This window comes from Sulfobacillus thermosulfidooxidans, from assembly GCF_001280565.1.
In the GTDB taxonomy this organism is placed as follows: Bacteria; Bacillota; Sulfobacillia; order Sulfobacillales; family Sulfobacillaceae; genus Sulfobacillus; species Sulfobacillus thermosulfidooxidans_A.
In genome coordinates, this window is the sequence record NZ_LGRO01000001.1 from 985,381 (window position 1) to 1,004,566 (window position 19,186).

At 46.3% G+C, this 19,186-nt stretch carries 15 protein-coding genes; 12 read left to right on the plus strand and 3 right to left on the minus strand.

Annotated elements, in window-relative coordinates; translation table 11 throughout:
* The first annotated feature begins 132 nt into the window (after positions 1-132).
* The 8 genes from AOA63_RS05180 (at position 133) to glgB (ending at position 13,929) form a co-directional block, all read left to right on the plus strand.
* The gene (locus AOA63_RS05180) at positions 133-1,239 is read left to right on the plus strand and encodes an AI-2E family transporter (RefSeq protein ID WP_053958699.1); all 1,107 of its coding nucleotides are present in this window, start codon (positions 133-135) and stop codon (positions 1,237-1,239) included.
* Positions 1,240-1,369: 130 nt separating this feature from the next.
* Positions 1,370-1,546: a hypothetical protein gene (locus tag AOA63_RS19695; RefSeq protein ID WP_158026916.1), complete on the plus strand. Its 177-nt coding sequence runs from the start codon at positions 1,370-1,372 to the stop codon at positions 1,544-1,546.
* Positions 1,547-1,762: 216 nt separating this feature from the next.
* Positions 1,763-2,422, plus strand: coding sequence for an SDR family oxidoreductase (locus AOA63_RS05185; protein WP_053958700.1), 660 nt, complete (start codon positions 1,763-1,765; stop codon positions 2,420-2,422).
* A 219-nt stretch (positions 2,423-2,641) separates the two neighbouring features.
* Positions 2,642-3,994, plus strand: coding sequence for a cobyrinate a,c-diamide synthase (locus AOA63_RS05190; RefSeq protein ID WP_053958701.1), 1,353 nt, complete (start codon positions 2,642-2,644; stop codon positions 3,992-3,994).
* A 260-nt stretch (positions 3,995-4,254) separates the two neighbouring features.
* Positions 4,255-6,474 (plus strand): DUF3536 domain-containing protein, encoded by a 2,220-nt coding sequence (locus tag AOA63_RS05195; RefSeq protein WP_171822616.1) that lies wholly within the window; start codon positions 4,255-4,257, stop codon positions 6,472-6,474.
* 66 nt (positions 6,475-6,540) lie between these two features.
* A complete protein-coding gene (locus tag AOA63_RS05200) occupies positions 6,541-8,523 on the plus strand; it encodes an alpha-1,4-glucan--maltose-1-phosphate maltosyltransferase (protein ID WP_053958703.1) in 1,983 nt (660 codons plus the stop codon).
* A complete protein-coding gene (treS, locus tag AOA63_RS05205) occupies positions 8,523-11,768 on the plus strand; it encodes a maltose alpha-D-glucosyltransferase (protein WP_053958704.1) in 3,246 nt (1,081 codons plus the stop codon). The genes AOA63_RS05200 and treS overlap by 1 nt, the downstream gene beginning before the upstream one ends.
* 274 nt (positions 11,769-12,042) lie before the next feature.
* Entirely contained in the window at positions 12,043-13,929 is a 1,887-nt protein-coding gene (gene glgB, locus AOA63_RS05210; protein WP_053958705.1) for a 1,4-alpha-glucan branching protein GlgB, read from the plus strand.
* On the opposite strand, the gene AOA63_RS05215 is transcribed toward glgB, so the two are convergent.
* Both AOA63_RS05215 and AOA63_RS05220 read right to left on the minus strand, forming a co-directional pair.
* Positions 13,910-15,307 (minus strand): FAD-dependent thymidylate synthase, encoded by a 1,398-nt coding sequence (locus AOA63_RS05215; protein ID WP_053958706.1) that lies wholly within the window; start codon positions 15,305-15,307, stop codon positions 13,910-13,912. The genes glgB and AOA63_RS05215 overlap by 20 nt on opposite strands.
* A gap of 110 nt (positions 15,308-15,417) precedes the next feature.
* Positions 15,418-15,744, minus strand: coding sequence for a hypothetical protein (locus tag AOA63_RS05220; protein ID WP_020374758.1), 327 nt, complete (start codon positions 15,742-15,744; stop codon positions 15,418-15,420).
* A gap of 271 nt (positions 15,745-16,015) precedes the next feature.
* Between AOA63_RS05220 and AOA63_RS19700 the strand changes: the two genes are divergently transcribed.
* Positions 16,016-16,153, plus strand: a complete 138-nt coding sequence (locus tag AOA63_RS19700) for a hypothetical protein (RefSeq protein WP_158026915.1) — start codon at positions 16,016-16,018, stop codon at positions 16,151-16,153.
* Positions 16,154-16,269: 116 nt separating this feature from the next.
* Complete coding sequence (locus AOA63_RS05225) at positions 16,270-16,569, plus strand: hypothetical protein (protein ID WP_053958707.1); 300 nt, start codon at positions 16,270-16,272, stop codon at positions 16,567-16,569.
* Here the strand turns inward: AOA63_RS05225 and AOA63_RS05230 are convergent.
* A complete protein-coding gene (locus tag AOA63_RS05230) occupies positions 16,548-17,471 on the minus strand; it encodes a LysR family transcriptional regulator (protein WP_053958708.1) in 924 nt (307 codons plus the stop codon). The two genes, AOA63_RS05225 and AOA63_RS05230, sit on opposite strands and share 22 nt — an antisense overlap.
* A gap of 193 nt (positions 17,472-17,664) precedes the next feature.
* On the opposite strand from AOA63_RS05230, the gene AOA63_RS05235 reads away from it, so the two are divergent.
* Together AOA63_RS05235 and AOA63_RS05240 are read left to right on the plus strand one after the other, a co-directional pair.
* Positions 17,665-18,567, plus strand: a complete 903-nt coding sequence (locus AOA63_RS05235; protein ID WP_053958709.1) for a glycosyltransferase — start codon at positions 17,665-17,667, stop codon at positions 18,565-18,567.
* A gap of 7 nt (positions 18,568-18,574) precedes the next feature.
* Entirely contained in the window at positions 18,575-18,946 is a 372-nt protein-coding gene (locus AOA63_RS05240; protein WP_139061501.1) for a hypothetical protein, read from the plus strand.
* Positions 18,947-19,186 lie beyond the last annotated feature (240 nt).

Sequence of the window (19,186 nt, forward strand, 5' to 3'; positions counted from 1 at the left end):
CAATACGAATAACTAGAGGAAAATCGGATGAATTCTGTTGGCAACGGGGTTAGTGGACGGCAAGCGCGGGTAGCCTATAGAATAAAACTTATAGAGCAAGAAAATTGTTGGCCGGTAGAAATGAGGAGCGTCATGAGCGGAAATGAACCAGGCAAATGGGCGGCGCGTTTAGCTATCGGACGAGATGCGGTAGTGGTTGTACTGGGCACCGGTATTGTCTTGATGGCCTTGTGGTGGGTATTAAGCCGTCTAGGCAATGTGGTCGTGGTATTGATGATGGCAGGCATGTTTGAAATTACCCTGAGTCCTATGGTGGATCGGCTGGCACTATATTGGAACCGACCGTTGGCTGTGTTAGTTGTGGTATTAGGGACTGTGGTGATTTTTGTGGTTGGGGGCATTTTATTAGTAACGGTCATTGCTGGCCAGCTTGCCACGTTAGTCGCCAAACTTCCTAATGAAGTCCAGACATTGACGCAAACTACACCAGGCCTTATGGCATGGTTTCGGCATACCGGGATCCAAGTCAATATATTGCAGTTAGAAAGCCGCCTATTTAGTAGTCTCGGTCAAGTCTCCACGTTTTTGGTCACTCAAACCGTAACCTTTGTCACCCATCTGATTGATAGTATTGTCGATGGCGCTATCACTATATTTATTACGGTCTACCTTTTGTTGGATGCCAATCGGATTCAAGCAGCTCTGCTGCGCCTGATTCCTCATCACCAACGCGAAGGGCTTTTGGCAGTTGAACACACACTATCTCGCGTCATTGGAGGATATGTGCGCGGGCAAATGGCTTTGTCATTGATTGTGGGGACCGCTTTTGGCTTTGGCACATGGCTTATTGGTTTGCCGTATCCGCTTGTGATTGGCGTTTTTGCGGCCATTATGGAGCTGATTCCTTTGTTAGGTCCTGTATTAGGGGCGATTTTACCGGTGTTGTTAGCACTGTTTAACCATCCATGGGTCCAAATTCCTGAGGTCTTGGTATTGCTAGCTGCCGCCCATTTGTTAGAATCTCAAATTCTGGGTCCTAAAATCATTCGGAGTCAAGTCGGTGTCCATCCTGTGATTTCTGTGTTGGCGTTAATGATTGGGGCATCGCTCAGAGGAATTTTAGGCGCCCTATTTGCCGTACCCATTGCCGGAATCCTCGTTGCAGCATGGGTTGCAGGAGTCCGTGTATGGCGAGAAAAAGTAGTTCTTCCTTCCCAACCTACCCCGCCGATTGACTAACGATTTATGGGGAACATCAACTGAAACAACTCTTCCTTGGTTTGTGATTTTTATGATCATTTTCGGTATAATAAAACCAGGTTACGTGCGTTATTGCGTCGGTAAATGTTAGATTTATAGGGGGGGATACGTGATGCGATGTCCGTTGTGTCAAGAAGGCATTTTAGCAGAATGGCAAGCTCCCGATGGAAATACTCACATTGTCTGTTCCCAATATCCAAAGTGTCGGTTTAAGGCCACTTCGTGGCAAGATGTGTCAAATATGTTAGCACGGTTTCAACATCCTTTAGCTCCTCATCAGATATAAAACGATACAAAAAAAGGGCGGGTTAACCGTCCTTTAAAAATTGTATTTAAAATAAATATATATGGCTTCAAGTTGAAGCCATATCCATGAGAATCCGATCCCTCAGCCGATTCTCTGGCACCCCTCAATCCTAATGGTGCGTCCCACAGTGACAACTTTAACACTTATCTGAATTTTTGTCAACACATATTCTGGTGGAAAGGAATGTAGACAATATTGCGCGTTGGAGTCACAGGAATCACCGGTGGTATCGGGCAAGCGGTTAACGAACTCTTTGGGAAACGAGGCGCAGACATTATTGGGTTTGCTCGTCAGCCCGGACCTCTGCAATACCTTCTCGATGTGACGATGCACGAATCCGAGATCTCTCGGCGTATTGGCGAGGCCGCACCGACAGGTTATGATGTATGGATCAATCTTGCCGGGGCTGACATATTAAGCGGAGATAATAGAAAGAAATCATATTTAGAACGATTGCAACGACTATGGGATGTAGACGTTTTAGGAACTATAAAATGTAGCCGCGCGGTAATTCCTTACTTTCAAAATACGGGAACGATTATCAATGTGGCGTGGGACGAAGCTTTAAGTGGAGCCCCAGGGGATTCGGCATCGCTATATGGCACCGCTAAAGCAGCTATTTTGGGTTTTAGTGCCAGTTTTGCTAAGTCCGTGATGCCAAAAATCCGGGTTTATGTGCTGTCGCCAGGGTGGGTAGCGACCCGGTGGGCCAAATCTTTAACGGAGGAGCAAAAATCTCGGGTAATTCAACAGAGCGCGAGTAAAAAATGGATTGCGCCGGAAGATGTGGCGGAAGCGCTATGGGAAATGATTCATAATTCGCCACCATCCGGAACAATTATGATGGTAAACTAACTATTATGGATAACTCATGCAGGATGTGATCCCCGTAAAATTGCATTGGCCATGTGTACTGATACACCATACAGCCAATGCATCCGTGTGAATGCGCTTGTTATTTGTAGGGCGGTTCTTGAAGCTTCGCTTCCTCTCAATCGCCGTGTGTTACCGAACTGTTATCTTAGGGCATTGTGCCCGGTTTTCGACATATTTAGAAAGGCAGGCAGAGTCGTTTTGGAATTTCCTCGACTCATTGTGACCGCACCGAGTAGTGGTGAAGGGAAAACAATTGTCTCGTTAGCTCTGATGGCGGCATTGCAAAAACGTGGCGTTCGGGTGCAAGGATTTAAAGTGGGGCCCGATTATATTGATCCCAGTTACTATGAATGGGCGACAGGCCGAAAAGGCAGAAATTTGGATGCCTGGATGGAACCTCGTCCTGACGATGTGCTGAACAGTTTTGTTAAGGGTATGACAGGCGCCGATATTGCCATTATTGAAGGGGTCATGGGATATTTCGATGGACAAGATCCTTTAACCAACGAAGCCAGTACATATCATGTGGCTGCGATATTACGTGCGCCGGTTCTCCTCGTCCTGAATGGGCAACATAGTGCGCGAAGTTTGGCCGCTGTCGTTCTAGGGTTTCAAAAATTTGCATCTCCCGATTATTTAAAAGGGGTTATTATTTCGCGAATCAAATCGCAACGCCATTATGATTTGCTTCGCGCGGCCATCGAACAGGAAACGGGGCTTTCGTGTTTTGGATTTTTACCTTATCATGAAAATTTAGAGATTGAGCATCGTCAATTAGGCATTTTGCCAGCGGCGGAAAATTCTCAGACCCGGGACATTATTGACCGTCTTCGTGACGGTCTGACTCGGCAACTCGATCTCGATCGGATTTTTCAATTAGGTTGCCAAGCACCGTCTATCGATATTCCTCCGAGACCTGCAGTGTTTTCTCTCGGATCGCATCCAATTATTGCAGTAGCGTCGGATCAAGCCTTTAATTTTTATTACCCTCAAAATTTGGAGTTGTTGCAGGAGTTGGGAGCCTCCCTCGTCTTTTTTAGTCCCCTAGCAGGAGAGAAAATTCCAGACACTGCTGATGCGCTCTATATTGGTGGGGGATTTCCTGAAGAATTTGCGAGACAATTAAGTACGCATGGAGATGTGCTTCAACATTACTATAATCGCATTGCCCAAGGACTTCCAACATTAGCCGAATGTGGAGGATACATGTTTTTATCCCAACACATAGTGGACCAATCCGGAGAGCATCATCCCATGGTTGGCCTCATACCCCATAGAGTCCTGATGCAGAAGCAGTTGCAGGCAGTTGGTTACCGCAAAATTACGATGTTGTCCCAGACGCACTTTCCTGAAGGTACGGTATTTCGCGGACATGAATTCCATTATTCTTGTTCCGTGTTTTCAGACTCTTCCCCTGCATACAAATTAGAAGGACGTACCGGTGAACAGTTAGCAGGTTATGCTTCCGCCAACGTCTTAGCGGGCTATGCTCACCTTTACTTTCCATCTAATATTCCGGCTATTAAGAACTGGATAGAATCATTGTCATAAAAGCTGTGATACCATAAGCGGTAAAGATTGCTCAAGAGTTAGCGTTATTGAGAAGAACGGGGTGACACGGCATTAATCGGTATATCACCATCCATGGCCACTTTTATCAACCACCACGAGAAAATCCTTGGCTCGATAGCGTCGAGCGTGAAGAATCAGCGAAGCCTTATCATGACTGGAACCAACGGATTACCGAAGAATGTTATGCACCCAACGCCCATGCGCGCATTTTAGATGAAGATGGACGCTTGCGAGCTGTTGTGAATAACTACTCGCGGATGAGTTTTAATTTCGGACCAACTTTATTGGCTTGGCTCGAACGTCATGATCCAGCTACTTATTCCGCCATACTTGATGGAGATCGACTGAGTCAAGAGCGTTTTAGCGGGCATGGATCTGCGATTGCTCAAATCTATAATCACATTATTATGCCTTTAGCATCGAGACGGGACAAAGAAACGGAGATTATCTGGGGGATTAAAGATTTTGTGCACCGTTTCCATCGCTATCCGGAAGGCATGTGGTTAGCAGAAACTGCCGTCGATTATGAAACGCTGGAACTGTTATCAAAACATGGAATACGTTTTACGATTCTAAGCCCTGACCAAGCGTTGCGAGTGAAAGAACCGAGTGGGCAATGGGTGAGTGTCGAAGGGGGAACGATTGATACTAGGCAGCCTTATGGGGTCGATCTTCCCAATGGTCAAACAATAGCAGTATTTTTTTATCATGCGCCCTTGTCACGCGCGGTAGCGTTTGAAGGTTTGCTGAACGATGGACGATATTTTGCGGAGCGGTTGATTGGGGGATTTGAAGCAGATTCGTCTTCGTCCAATCAACTGGTTCATATCGCTACCGATGGTGAATCGTATGGGCATCATCACCGCTTTGGAGAGATGGCCCTGGCTTATGCTTTGGATGTGATAGACCATCGCCCAGATGTACGTTTAACCAATTATGGCGAATATTTGTCGTTTAATGTGCCGACACGCAAAGTGGAAATTTTCGAAAACACCTCATGGAGCTGTGCTCACGGTATCGAACGCTGGCGGAGTGACTGTGGATGTCAAACGGGATTGCATCCAACATGGAATCAGAAATGGCGCACACCGTTACGCCAAGCCGTCGACTATATTAGAGACACGGTGACGCCGCTTATTGAAGCGTTGGCGCCCCGCTGGTTAAAAGATCCGTGGATCGCCCGTAATGATTATATTGATGTGATTTTACATCGCCATCACGATACCATTAATCAATTTCTTGTCAATCATCAAATTCATGCCTTAGATTTGGAGGATACTATCCATGTTTTGCAATTGATGGAGTTGTCCCGGCATTTGTTGCTGATGTATACCAGTTGTGGCTGGTTTTTTGATGACATTGGCGGCTTGGAAGCTATTCAAGTCATGAAATATGCGGCCAGAGCCATTCAGTTGGCCGAAAGACTATTCGATGTGCCCATGGAATCAACTTTTTTGCGGTTGCTAGAACAGGCTCGAAGCAATCAGGATTCCCAAGATGGTCGTCAAATCTTCGTTACCACAGTGAAAGAACGGATGGTAAATTTATCCCGTGTCGCTCTTCATTATAGTATGATGCACATGTTAACCCAGGCGGAACGTGAGAAAATTAGTAGCATCTATTGTTACGATGTTCACGTGGAAGATGATGCCTTATGGCGTTCTGGCGCGGTCAAAATGGCCGTGGGACAGGTTCAAATTGTTTCGCAAATTACTCTCGATCGGGCCACTTTTAATTATGGGGTACTTCATTTGGGAGATCACAATGTCATTGCCGGCGTCAGAGGATACCGGGGACCAGAGTTGTATCAAAACATGCGTCAGCAACTAGCACAGGCTTTTCAAGCGGCCGAATTTCCCGAAGTCATTCGCCTGCTCGACCAGTTTTTTCAAGGGCAGACGAATTCGTTGCGTCATTTGTTCCGGGACGAACAAGAGCGGGTCATGGATCAACTGGTGGAAAATGCTTTACAGGAAGCCTTAACCTACAACCGCCATATTTATGAACATAGTGCATCCTTAATGCGGTTTTTGAAAGATATGGGCCAGTCGATTCCTCCCATATTGCGCGATGCAGCGGGGATTTCAATTCGTGAGCAGATACATCAACAACTAATCACTGATCCTGTAGATTTTGCAGAAATACGCCGACTGCTTTCAGAAGCTAGAGAGTGGAATCTCTTGAGTGACTGGACAGATTTACCCTACGAATATGAAATGTTTATTAAGAAGTTAAGCCGAGATCTGGAACAAAATCCCACGGACCTCATACGTCTTCAAGTTCTTATTGAGGCAGTTCAAATCGCCCAGCAAGAGTCGTTACAGATTAACTTAGAGGAAGCACAATTGGTGGTTTTTCGGTTAACCGTACAATGGAGTCCCGAACATCGCGCTGTACAAAGACAATGGGAGCAGTACATAAACCAATTAGATGAATTGTTAGCGATTCGCCGGACATAAAGGATTCTTGATGACGCGGTACAGAGATTCAGGGCAGAATGTGTCAATGAATGAGGAGCGAACCCAATGAATCAAGATGGACGCAAACGAGTCTACATTTTTCATGTCACGCCAGTTATTGATGGAGGAAGGTTTCCTATCAAACGCATTGTAGGAGAGGAACTCACGGTGGAAGCCGATCTCGTCGCTGATGGACACGACGTCGTTCAAGGACGTCTAGGATGGAGGATATTACCGAATAGACCATGGTCCTATGTTCCTTTACAATCCTTAGACAATGATCGCTATCGTGCAGTTTTTCCATTAACAGAGATGGGCTTTTATGAATATCGCATTGAAGGGTGGGTTGACGAGTTTCTCACCTGGCGTCACCGGTTGGATAAGAAATGGACTCTAGGACAGGATATCGATGCCGAATTGGTGATGGGTCGCGAACTGATTCAGCACCGGATTGCGCTCTACGCGAAATTCAAGAAGGCCAAGAGCAACGATTTAGCGCTTGTAGAGGCGTTGCGCCGGTTTTTGAACCAGTTCGATGAGACCTCCGAGAAGGAGCGGCGTGTTTTATTGATGCAAGATCCTCAATTAAAGGAGATTATGCAGCAGTTACCGGATTTATCACATGCTGGTCAATCACGCCGATTTCCCATGCGTGTTGACCGGAAACGAGCAGGTTTTAGCGCCTGGTATGAATTTTTTCCGCGTTCCTGCCCAACCCGGAAAAATGGGCATGGTACGTTGCGCGACTGCGAACAATTCCTTCCGTATATCGCCGATCTTGGATTCGATGTGGTTTATTTGCCGCCGATTCATCCCATTGGCCTCCAACATCGTAAGGGAGCCAATAATCAGACAATAGCTTCCTTTGATGATCCGGGAAGTCCCTGGGCGATTGGGAATGAAGAAGGCGGACATATGGCCATTCATCCTCAATTAGGCACACTCGCTGATTTCGATCATTTTCACCAAACGCTTCGGGCCTTGGGGTTGGAACTAGCCATGGATTTAACGTTCCAATGTTCTCCGGATCATCCCTGGGTGAAAGAACATCCCGAGTGGTTTCGCCATTTTCCGGACGGTAGTATCCAATATGCGGAGAATCCGCCCAAAAAGTATGAAGATGTCTTTCCATTAAATTTTGACACCCCGGACTGGCAAGCGTTATGGAGAGCCCTCCTTGAAGTTACTCAATTTTGGGCGGAACGTGGTGTGCGGATTTTTCGCGTCGATAATCCCCATACCAAACCCTTAGTGTTTTGGGAATGGTTCATCATGGAGATGCAAAATCGTTTTCCGGATACCATATTTTTATCCGAAGCGTTTACCCGTCCTAAGTTGATGGAGGCGTTGTCAAAAGTAGGATTTACCCAGTCCTATACGTATTTTGCTTGGCGCAATACAGCTCAAGAACTCCGCGATTATGTGAGCGAGCTATTCTATACGGAGAAAAGCCAATATTTCCGGCCCAATTTTTGGCCTAATACTCCGGATATTCTTCCAGGATATTTACAGACTGGACGGCCCGCAGCCTTTACAGTGCGTTTTATTCTCGCTGCGACATTATCACCAAATTATGGGATTTATGGACCCGCATACGAATTATTAGAGCATGAACCTTTGTCTTGGGGAAGTGAAGAATATAACCGTTCGGAGAAATATGAGATCCGCCAATGGAATCTTTCCCAACAACCTAACATTCAGGAAGTGATAAAAAAGGTTAATGCCATACGTCATCAAGAATTGGCTTTGCAGCACAATGGTATTTTAACCTTCCACCACGTTGATAATCCACAACTTTTAGTCTACAGCAAGCGAGATCCAGCGTACCAGTCGAGGTTATTGATGGTCGTCAATCTGGATCCGGTCTATACCCAATCTGGATGGACAGCACTTGATATGAAGCCGTTGGGACTTCATGAGGATGCCCATTACATGGTCCACGATTTGCTTACAGGGGCACGTTATGCATGGAATGGTCCATATAATTATGTGGAACTACATCCAGATGGTTATAATGCACACATATTGCGAATTGAAGAGGGGATATAATGCATAACGGTCAGAACCAGGTCGAACGTCCGGATTGGTACAAGGACGCAATTATTTATGAATTGCATGTTCGGACATTTTATGATAGCAATCAGGATGGAATTGGCGATTTTGTGGGGTTGACTCAAAAATTAGATTATTTGGCGGATCTAGGGGTTACGGCGCTTTGGTTATTGCCGTTCTATCCATCCCCGTTAAAAGATGATGGCTACGACATTGCCGATTATATGAATATTAATCCCGATTACGGTACCCTAAGGGACTTCCGCCGATTCTTACGTCGTGCTCATGAACTGGGCTTAAAAGTTATTACGGAATTAGTTATCAATCACACCTCCGATCAGCATCCCTGGTTTCAACGAGCCCGGCATTCTCCTCCTCATAGCCGATATCGAGATTATTATGTGTGGAGCGATACACCCGACAAATATGCGGATGCGCGCATTATATTTCAAGATTTTGAGCGCTCTAATTGGACCTATGACGATGTGGCTCAGGCTTATTATTGGCATCGGTTTTATTCCCATCAACCTGATCTGAATTTCGACAATCCAGCAGTCAAACGCGAGGTCTTTAAAATTCTTGATTTTTGGCTGGATATGGGCGTCGATGGTCTCCGGCTCGATGCCATTCCCTATCTTTTTGAGCGGGAAGGGACTAACTGTGAGAACTTGCCGGAGACGCATCAGTTCTTACGGGAATTGCGTGCGCATATCGACAAGCATTATCCGAATCGTTTGTTGCTAGCGGAAGCGAATCAATGGCCGGAAGATGCTGCATTATATTTCGGCAATGGCGATGAATGCCACATGGCCTTTCATTTTCCTTTGATGCCGCGAATGTTCATGGCTCTCTATATGGAAGATCGCTATCCTATTATCGATATTCTGGAGCACACGCCTCCGGTTCCTCCTTGCTCGCAATGGGCGATCTTCTTGCGGAATCATGATGAATTGACCTTGGAAATGGTGACCGATGAGGAACGGGACTATATGTACCGGGTTTATGCGAAAGAGCCGCAGTTCCGCATTAATGTGGGGATCCGGCGCCGTTTGGCCCCACTCTTAGGCAATAATCGACGCCGCATGGAACTCATGAATGCATTGCTAATGACTTTGCCGGGAACGCCGGTATTGTATTATGGGAACGAAATTGGAATGGGTGACAACGTCTATTTGGGAGATCGCGATGGAGTCCGTACACCATTTCAATGGAGTCCAGACCGCAATGCAGGTTTTTCTCGGGCCAATCCTCAGCGCCTATGTTTACCCGTTATCGTGGATCCCGAATATCATTACGAATCTGTCAACGTCGAGGCCCAACAAAATAATCCCTCTAGTTTTTTGTGGTGGATGCGCCGGATCATTGCGTTGCGCAAATCATCGCGAGCATTTGGCCGCGGGACACTGCGCTTTCTTAATGCCGATAATCCAAAAGTCTTGGTTTTCCTGCGAGAATTTGAAGGAGATCGGATTTTAGTGGTAGCTAACCTGTCACGATTTGTACAAGCCGTAACCATTGAAACCCAGGACCTTATAGGGCAAACCGTCATTGAATTATTTTCTCAAAGCAATTTTCCACCGATTACACAGCCGTCAACAGTTTATACATTGGGACCCCACGATTTCTATCTGTTTCGATTGCAAGATGCAGAGGTTCTTGATGAGGTGAATGCACAACTTCCTCCGACGATTGAAGTGGATGGGCCGAATCCTTTTCCTGATATTCTCGAAGACATGCTCAAACCGTTAGCGGCTTATTTGCCACACCAGCGGTGGTTTGCTGGCAAGGATTCGCGGATCATGCAAATTGTTAACGAAAGGTGGATTCCGGTATGGGAACAAGGCGGATTTTGGATTGTTCGGGTGCGGTACCAAGGAGGGGCCGAAGAACGCTATCTCTTGCCGCTTATCTGGCAATGGGGCACTGATGACAATGCCCTGGTAACTTTTATGATGCAAGAACAGGAGGGCAATATTCGAGAAGCGAGTGATAATCCAGTATTTTGGAGCCATCTCGCGCAGCAATGGATTTTTCCTGAACGGGTCACGGGACGGCACATTGAAAGGCGAACGAGTCAAGGATGGAAAGGCCGCAATCGGCTTAAATCCGAGGAGCTTGAACCGACGCCTTTGCATGTGGAACAAAGCAATACCTCAGTAGCTTACGGAGAGCAGTGGATTCTGAAGATCTTCCGGCGGTTGGAAGATGGCGTGAATCCAGACTGGGAAGTCGGGCAATTTATGACAGAGCACCGCGGTGCCGGTATTGCCCCGCAAACTTGGATGGGTTTTGAGTATCGTCATCAAGGGGTGACCTCCCAGTTGGCGATTTTGCAAGAGTATATTGCTAACCAAGGCGATGGATGGACTTATACCTTAGATCATCTAGGACGGTATTTCGAAGCCATTGCGGCTCAAGATCTTGTTGTACAGCCCTCCAGTTGCCGGAATTGGTGGAGCGATACGGAGATTCACCCTGATGAAAATTTGCTGTCGGTGATGGGAGAATTTAGCGGACAAGCCGCACTCATTGGACGAAAGACGGCCGAAATGCACATGTTATTGGCTTCGGATCCCGACAATCCCGATTTTCGTCCGGAACCTTTTTCGGCACTGGACCAACGTGCCATGTACCAATCGATGCGTCAAAACGCCGACAGGACCTTAACGGAGTTAGAAAGAGCGTTAGGATTGTTCCGTGAGGACGTAGCAATCATGGCTCAAGAAATACTCAATAAACGCGAACACATCGAAGAGATTTTTCGACAAGCGGCCCGTAAAACGGTGCAGGGTTCTAAGATTCGGTGTCACGGTGATTATCATCTTGGCCAGCTCCTTTACACAGGGAGAGATTTTGTGATCGTCGACTTCGAGGGTGAACCATTGGTTCCGTTAAGCCGTCGCCGGATTAAGCGATCTCCGTTGAAAGATGTGGCAGGGATGATTCGGTCCTTCCACTATGCGGCATTTACTGAAGTTGAGCATGAGCGTCAGTTCGGGATGCCGCAAGACAAGCTCAAACGATGGGCTATGGCCTGGTTTCAAATTGCTACCAGCCGATTTCTTGAAGCATACCAGGATCATATGGATGCACGCCTTTTGCCAGAAAGAGATTCTGAGTGGCTGTCCGCATTTCTCATGGAGAAGGCTTTGTACGAGTTGCATTATGAACTGCACAATCGGCCTAAATGGGTTCACATCCCTATGGAAGGAATTTTGAACCTGTTGGATTTGGATTCGTAAGGCCATGTTGTCATCGTAATACGGCGCTGCAGATACCTCACCTTTAGGCCGGGATCGTTGCCTTCCAAAGGACAGGTAGGATCCTATCGACGCCCTTTGAATGAAGTTTTAGCCCTATGGGCGGACCGGTCTCCTACTGACTGGTCTGCCCGTCATGGAGGAAGGAAGAAGGAAGAAGGAAGAAGGTATTTAAGACGGCCTTGTGCACGGGATCATTTGGAGAATACAGGGTCCGTGCCAAGACTTAGTAATATCCGGAAGGTAGGTGACAAGCATGCAGGACAGACTGGACGAACAAACATTGTATTTATTTAATGAGGGCACATTAACCCAGATGTACCGGCATTTTGGCGCACAGTACTTAGATGAAAATACTGTGCAATTTGCGGTGTGGGCTCCTGCCGCGCAGCGCGTTTCCGTGGTGGGTGATTTCAACGGATGGGATCCTAAAAAGCATCCAATGAGACCCCTAGGTAATTCGGGAGTGCATGTGGCCATCATAGAGCATATAGAACCGGGAACATTGTACAAGTATTTCATTGAAAATCCTGCTCAGGGATTTGCCAAGGAAAAAGCGGATCCTCTGGCATTTGCCATGGAAATTCCGCCAAAAACAGCGTCGGTTGTTACCCGTTTAGATTATGCTTGGCATGATGATGAGTGGATTAATGCGCGCCAAAAAACCTCATCCATGGAAAAACCCATAAGCATTTATGAAGTGCATGTGGGATCGTGGCGTAAGCATCGTGATGGCATGTCATTAAGCTACCGAGAACTCGCGGATCAACTTGTTAATTATGTGAAGGACCGGGGATTTACCCACGTTGAATTGTTGCCTATTATGGAGCATCCCTATTATGGATCGTGGGGCTATCAAACAACCTGTTATTTTTCGCCGTCGTCACGTTTCGGATCGCCGCAAGATTTCATGTATTTCATCGATCAATGTCATCAACAAGGTCTCGGGGTTATTTTAGACTGGGTTCCGTCACACTTTGCGACGGATGATTTTGGATTAGCCGAGTTCGATGGCACTCATTTATATGAACATGCTGATCCACGGCAAGGAATCCACCCGCAATGGCATAGTTATTTATTTAACTACGGACGCAATGAAGTCCGCAGTTTTTTACTATCGAGTGCGATGTTTTGGCTGGACTATTACCATGCCGACGGATTACGAGTGGACGCGGTAAGTTCCATGCTGTATTTAGACTTTGGTCGGCAAGCTGGTGAATGGATTCCCAATCGTTATGGCGGGCATGAAAATCTTGAGGCGATTAGCTTTTTGCAGCAACTGAATCAAGCAGTCCACCAACGGTTTCCTGGGGTAGTTATGATTGCAGAGGAATCTACGGCGTGGCCTCATGTGACAAGGGGACCGGAAGATGGCGGATTAGGTTTTGATTTTAAGTGGGATATGGGGTGGATGCATGATACGTTAGATTACATGAGTAAAGATCCAATTTACCGTCGTTATCATCACGATAAGTTAACGTTTCGCCCCATGTATGCCTTAACTGAGCACTTTATCCTGCCCTTGTCGCATGATGAAGTGGTTCATGGGAAGGGCTCATTAATCAATAAAATGCCTGGGGACACGTGGCAGAAAATGGCGAATTTACGACTACTCTTGGCTTATATGTATGCCACCCCTGGTAAAAAGTTACTCTTTATGGGAGCCGAACTTGCCCAGTGGCGCGAATGGTCCCATGATCGCGAACTGGATTGGTTTTTACTGGCTGATCCTTATCACGAAGGGATATCTCGCTTGGTAAAAGATCTCAACACGCTATATCATCAGAATCATGCTTTATTTTCTTTGGACTATGATGTGGGAGGATTCGAATGGTGTGATTTCGGTGATCGGGACAGCAGCGTGATTAGTTTCTTCCGGCACGGGGCGTATCAAGACATCTTATGCGTGTTCAATTTTACCCCCGTGCCGCGTTATGGGTACCGATTAGGAATTTTCCAACCCGGCCAGTGGCTAGAAATCCTTAATACGGATAGTGTCTATTACGGAGGAAGTAATCTGGGAAATGGGGGATGGGTGCATAGTGACGGCCAAAGTTGGCAGGGACGGCCGTATTCTCTATCTTTAACTTTGCCGCCCCTGGGGGCTTTGTTTTTGAAGAAAGTTACCGCTGAAACGGATTAAATTCGCTAGGGGGTGTTACGCGAATATAACGCGCGAAATCGGGCAATTGCTGTCTCAACGCTTCATACATTTCCCACGCAATTTGGCGGTAACTGAAATGGCCTTGGGACCGACTACGGAGTTCAATAATATAGGCTGCTTCGGCAAGATCCATGCTCATCAACACTCTTCTTTTATGCGCTAAGGGCAGTAAGTACGGCAGTGAGGGAGTATCCGAATAGGTCGAGAGTTCTTCATAATACGCCGAAAGCCTTGTGATGAATTCATAATCAAGGCCGGCCTCGGTTAAAGGGGATGGGATGGAAAATTGAAGATCAGGATTAAGGGACTGTGCAATTTTGTGAGTTCGGCGGTGCCGATTAAAATCTCGAAAAGCCCCCACATCCATGATTAAATCAAATTGCAAGGGGGCTTGGCGCAAAAGACGCAGCCATTCATCATGAGGGCCACGCACTGAAAAAACCAGTGAAATCAATTCTTGTTTCTCTGCAGTGCTTAAGGTACTAGCGAATTGGAGACAGGATCGATAAGAAGCTTGTCCAAAAGCATAGAGCAATTGCGCAATTTGGGCATCTAAAAGGGGAGCTTGAACCGTTAATTCAACGGCTTGCGCAGGCAAAGACGGGACCTGTTTTGCTAAGGGTTCTAGAATTTTCCGCACAGCCATTAAATAGGCATCAGCTTCTGTATATTTAACCAATGTTGGTAATACAGGATGGTTGGTTTGATACATTAAATCGACAGCGGGTTGTTCGGCAATGCTCTTTTTGAGTTCCCGTGCAATATCATGGACCTCTGAGAAAGGCGATGCGAAAAGTCGCCGAATTTGTTGTTCTAGAACGCGGGCACTGGTGATCTGCCCCAGGCTCGTTAGAGTATTGAGCGGTAAGCAATAACGCGCAATATCTAAGGCTCTGGCATGAATGGTACGAGCATAGTTTTTTTCTGGCATATCGGACGGTCTAGGATATTGTTCGGTTAACAGGTTTGTGCCCAGCTCCTGCATCTGATGATATAAGGCCCAAAGCTTGTGTGTGGCCGTATCATAGGAGGAAGGGGCACTTGCTGGACGATAGTAGTCCGAACCATCGAAATTCTGATACCGTGTTGAACGTTCTTGTCCATCCCATAAAGGTTCATCGACAATTTCCATGGCAGCCAACAACGAAATGTCTTCTATAGCTACGGCGACATGGGCTAAATCCGCTATGGAAGCGTGGCCATAATCAAAATAAAAGGTGTTTAGAAATTTCGCGGCCTTATCTTCTGTGAGATCTTTTAAATTATCGGCTAGTGAACGGTCTGATCGCGAATATTTGGCCATGCCGTAAGCTAGAACTTCGGGCGGAACATTTGTAACAGCATATATATGTGGCATTGCTCTCTCCCTTGATACGATTGAAGTCAGGAATGGGCGCTACCGACAGCGCCCTCAATATGGTGACAAAGATATGGTATCACAGTGGCGAGTTAACGAGGTGAACTGACTCAGCGATACCGGAGACCAATGAGCATAATCGCTGCGGAGCGTCCTGCACTCGATAATTGACCGAGTTCGGACAACTGGCAATCCCCATCTTGATGAAGAGCATGAGCGATACGTAACAGGGTTCGTTGTTCGGGTGAGTAGTGAGTAGCCTCACGATGGATGGCTTCCCAATCCACGTAACGGTTGTCAAGATCGACCCATTGCATCAACCGGGCGCGCTGATTGTCTGTAAACATTGGAAGAGAAAAGGTCTCGATAACCGCGTTCCACTGAGGAGTCTGTTTAACCCAGATATGAGGTCCGACAAGATACTGGTAAGTCGTCATAAACTGCCTCCTTTGGGAACATTCTTCATATATATTAACGCAATAGATGTCGAATGTGAAAAGCAAAGATTGGAATTTCTCTTTAAAGGTCGAATAGAAAAGCAAAAGCTACTACATTAGCGAATTTTGCCGTGGCGTGATTTGTCTTAAGTGTTATATGATTTATATTTACCGTAGATTGACATAGACTTTATCTAAAGCATCGGAGCGACGAGGACGCCTGCTAACGCAGGCACTCGGCACACAGAAATGGCCAAAGGGGAACAATTTTATGCGAAATCACCAATCATCACGGGAAAGTTGGGAACCGAGAAGACAATTTGGATGGCAAAAATGGTTTGCTATCCTCACTGCCGTGGTCTTTTTGTCTTTAATGTTTGGCGGATTTCTGTCACTATTTATCCATTAAAAGAGCAGGATGCAAAAAAAATGATAAAGGTGGTATGCTAAAAGAGAACTTGCTTACCCTATTGACGAACCTGATTCGATGATACTCGGGCCAAAGTTTGGAGGGAGGCGATGCGAATGTCTGATGAATTCGACCAGTTCGCGCAAATGGCATTAGATGAAGCGCGTCAGAGTGGATATTTAGAAGGACATGCTGATGGTTTGCAAGAAGGATTAGAAACCGGATTGCAGGAAGGAACGCTCTTAGCCTTAAGAGCCGCCTTATTGCGTATGACGAATCATCGCTTCGGATCGACAAGCAACTCCTTTAGACTGCGGGTCGCATCGGAAAATCGGGCAGGACAATTATACGCCTGGATGGATCAAGTTATGAGTGCCTCGAGAATTGAGGAAATTCAAGATCTTTTGAGTCCATAAAGGCGCGCGTTAATGTGGGATGATGATTCCAAAACGAGATGGATAAAAGGATTAACGTGCGATGGCAGGACATCGTGATGCGTGATAATGCTAAAATTGCGGAGAATCGTTAAACCTTTTATCTCAAGTTGGTGAAGAACCGCGTCTTCTTCTGGCGTAATGACTAAAGGAGAAAGAACACTAATCCCAAAACCTTGTTTGACCATGGATTTAATGGCTTGAGTTGTTGCTAAGACTAAGCGGACATTTAATTGTTGGATGTCCATGTTTATAATTTTTAATGCTTCTTCCAACGCTGAGCGCGTACCCGAACCTGGTTCCCGGATAAAGAGAGGCTCCTGAACAAATTCCTCCAGACTGATGTCTTCACGATCAAACCATGCGTGATTTTTTCCTACAATAACCTGGAGGCAATCGGAAAAAAAGGGCTGCACGGCTATCTGGGGATGGTGCAACGTACTCTCGATTAACCCCACATCACATTGCTTATGAAGAACTTGTTCAAACACGGCACGGGAGTTAGCCATCATTACGGAAAGGCTACACTGGCTGTGCCTCTTGCAGTATTGCGGCAGAATCTCCGGGAGGAAATATTCTGCGATCGTAAAACTTGCGCCGATGCTCAAACTTTGGGGTCGAGAACTACGGGAACGTATAATAGCTTCACGGGATTCATGAGCAATATGCAAGAGATCATTGACATACCGGTATAGAATTTCCCCCGCTTCAGTTAAATGGACTCCTTGCGAAGTGCGTACAAATAGGGAACACTGATAATATTGTTCGAGTTGATGAATGTGCTGTGTTACTGCTGACTGGGACAGATTTAAGGACCGGGATGCTTGTGACAAGGATCCGACTTCGGCGACCATTTTGAATGTGGTCCATAATTGCTCGTTCATCGTAAACTCCTTGGCCATGCTATTACAAATGATGCTACAGTCCATCGCGAGATACGGATGCGGATTACGAAATAACTAGATAATATTTAACTATGATATAAATTATACAGTAACTTAAGGTGACTGACTACGTTACCTACAGGTCTTAATGAATAACGAGGTCTTGTCACTAGTAGACGCAAGGAGTTTATTCATGGCACGATTCATACGTTTTCATCTAGGTTCTCACCCTACCAGTCTTGATCAAGCAGTTGTGGAGCGTCTTATGCCGATAATGAAAACCTGGCGGTTAACGATACCGAAACGTTCCTGGATTCCTTCTCGTCCCTTTACCATTGCGGTGGGAGAACATGCCCGGGTGGGGGATCTCATCGTGCATCCCTTAGGAGACATTCATACTGAGTGGCCAAATCCTGTTGGATTGGTGTGGGGCCATGAGACGTCCGCAACCAAAAATCTTTTACGATTACCAGCGTATGCTCCCAAAGAAATGGGACTGGATGAGAATGTCTTCGCTATTACCCGGGAACTGCGGTTATCGGAAAGACCACGAATTTTATATTTAGGGTCTTTTCAGGACGGAGCGGGATTGACGGCATTCCTGGGGGCTATGAAGGATCTTTTGACCGTGCAAGGGGAGGCGATTTTGATTGGAGGAATAGCTGTCCGTGACCGATTAGCACCCGTTGTGGCTCGTCTAGGTTTGGCCCAACAGGTCATTTTTGCTCCTCCGTTATCGCCTGGTCAATTATCTGGCCTGTATCATTCGGCTGACGTATTGGTGTATCCTGATCGTGATCCTGGTCAATTATACCAGTTGATAGACGTCTATGCGCACGGTCTTCCCGTAGTATTACGGGATACCCCTGAAACACGAAAGATTTGGGGATATCCCGCGCTATTAGTGTCGAGCGATGATGGTAACCAATGGGGTGAAGCGATTCAAGAAGTCATTGATAATACGCGTTTACGAGAAGTGCTGATCCGGCGGGGAATGGAATTTGCCCAGATGCATGAAACAGAGATAGTCATCACGGGATGGCGAAGTACTATCGAAAAAATTTCGGGACAAAGCGTTGTGCTCGAATCCAATTAGGAGTGACATGATGTCGACCCTACCATGGCTGGATAATTTGATGCAACCTGTTCATATTATGCAATATGGTCAAGGGAATCCTGCATTTATCCAACAATTTGCGGACAATGAATGGATTTTTTGGGAAATGGTGGACAAGCTTCCCGATATTGTGTGGCCATGGTTTCCCCAACATTTGCCGGTCTACGGCATTGCCCAAGAGGATTCCGCGGCACATATCTGGTTTGTAGGTGAACCTATTGGTCAGGAAGAAAGCAGTTGGCGAGATTTAGTCTTAGCCGTGGGCCGTGGGCAAAAACTATTGACGCCGATGACCGAAAACATCGTCGATAGCATTGGAGAAATTGTCCACGTTGCCGTGTTCACCACGCCAAGTTGACCTAAATGTGCTCAGGCAGTTCGCCTGATTGGTGCCATGAGTTTACGGAATCCACGCATTAACCTATTCGCAATTGATTTGGATAAGGCGAAAGATCTCTTAAATATTTTGTCGATCCAGACAGTACCAACCTTTGCTTTTAATGAGAGTCTCATGTCCTTGACCGCTAATGAATGGATTTTGGCACAAAAAATTTGGCAAATAGCTACGAAGCACGAGACATGAATAATCAAATATGAT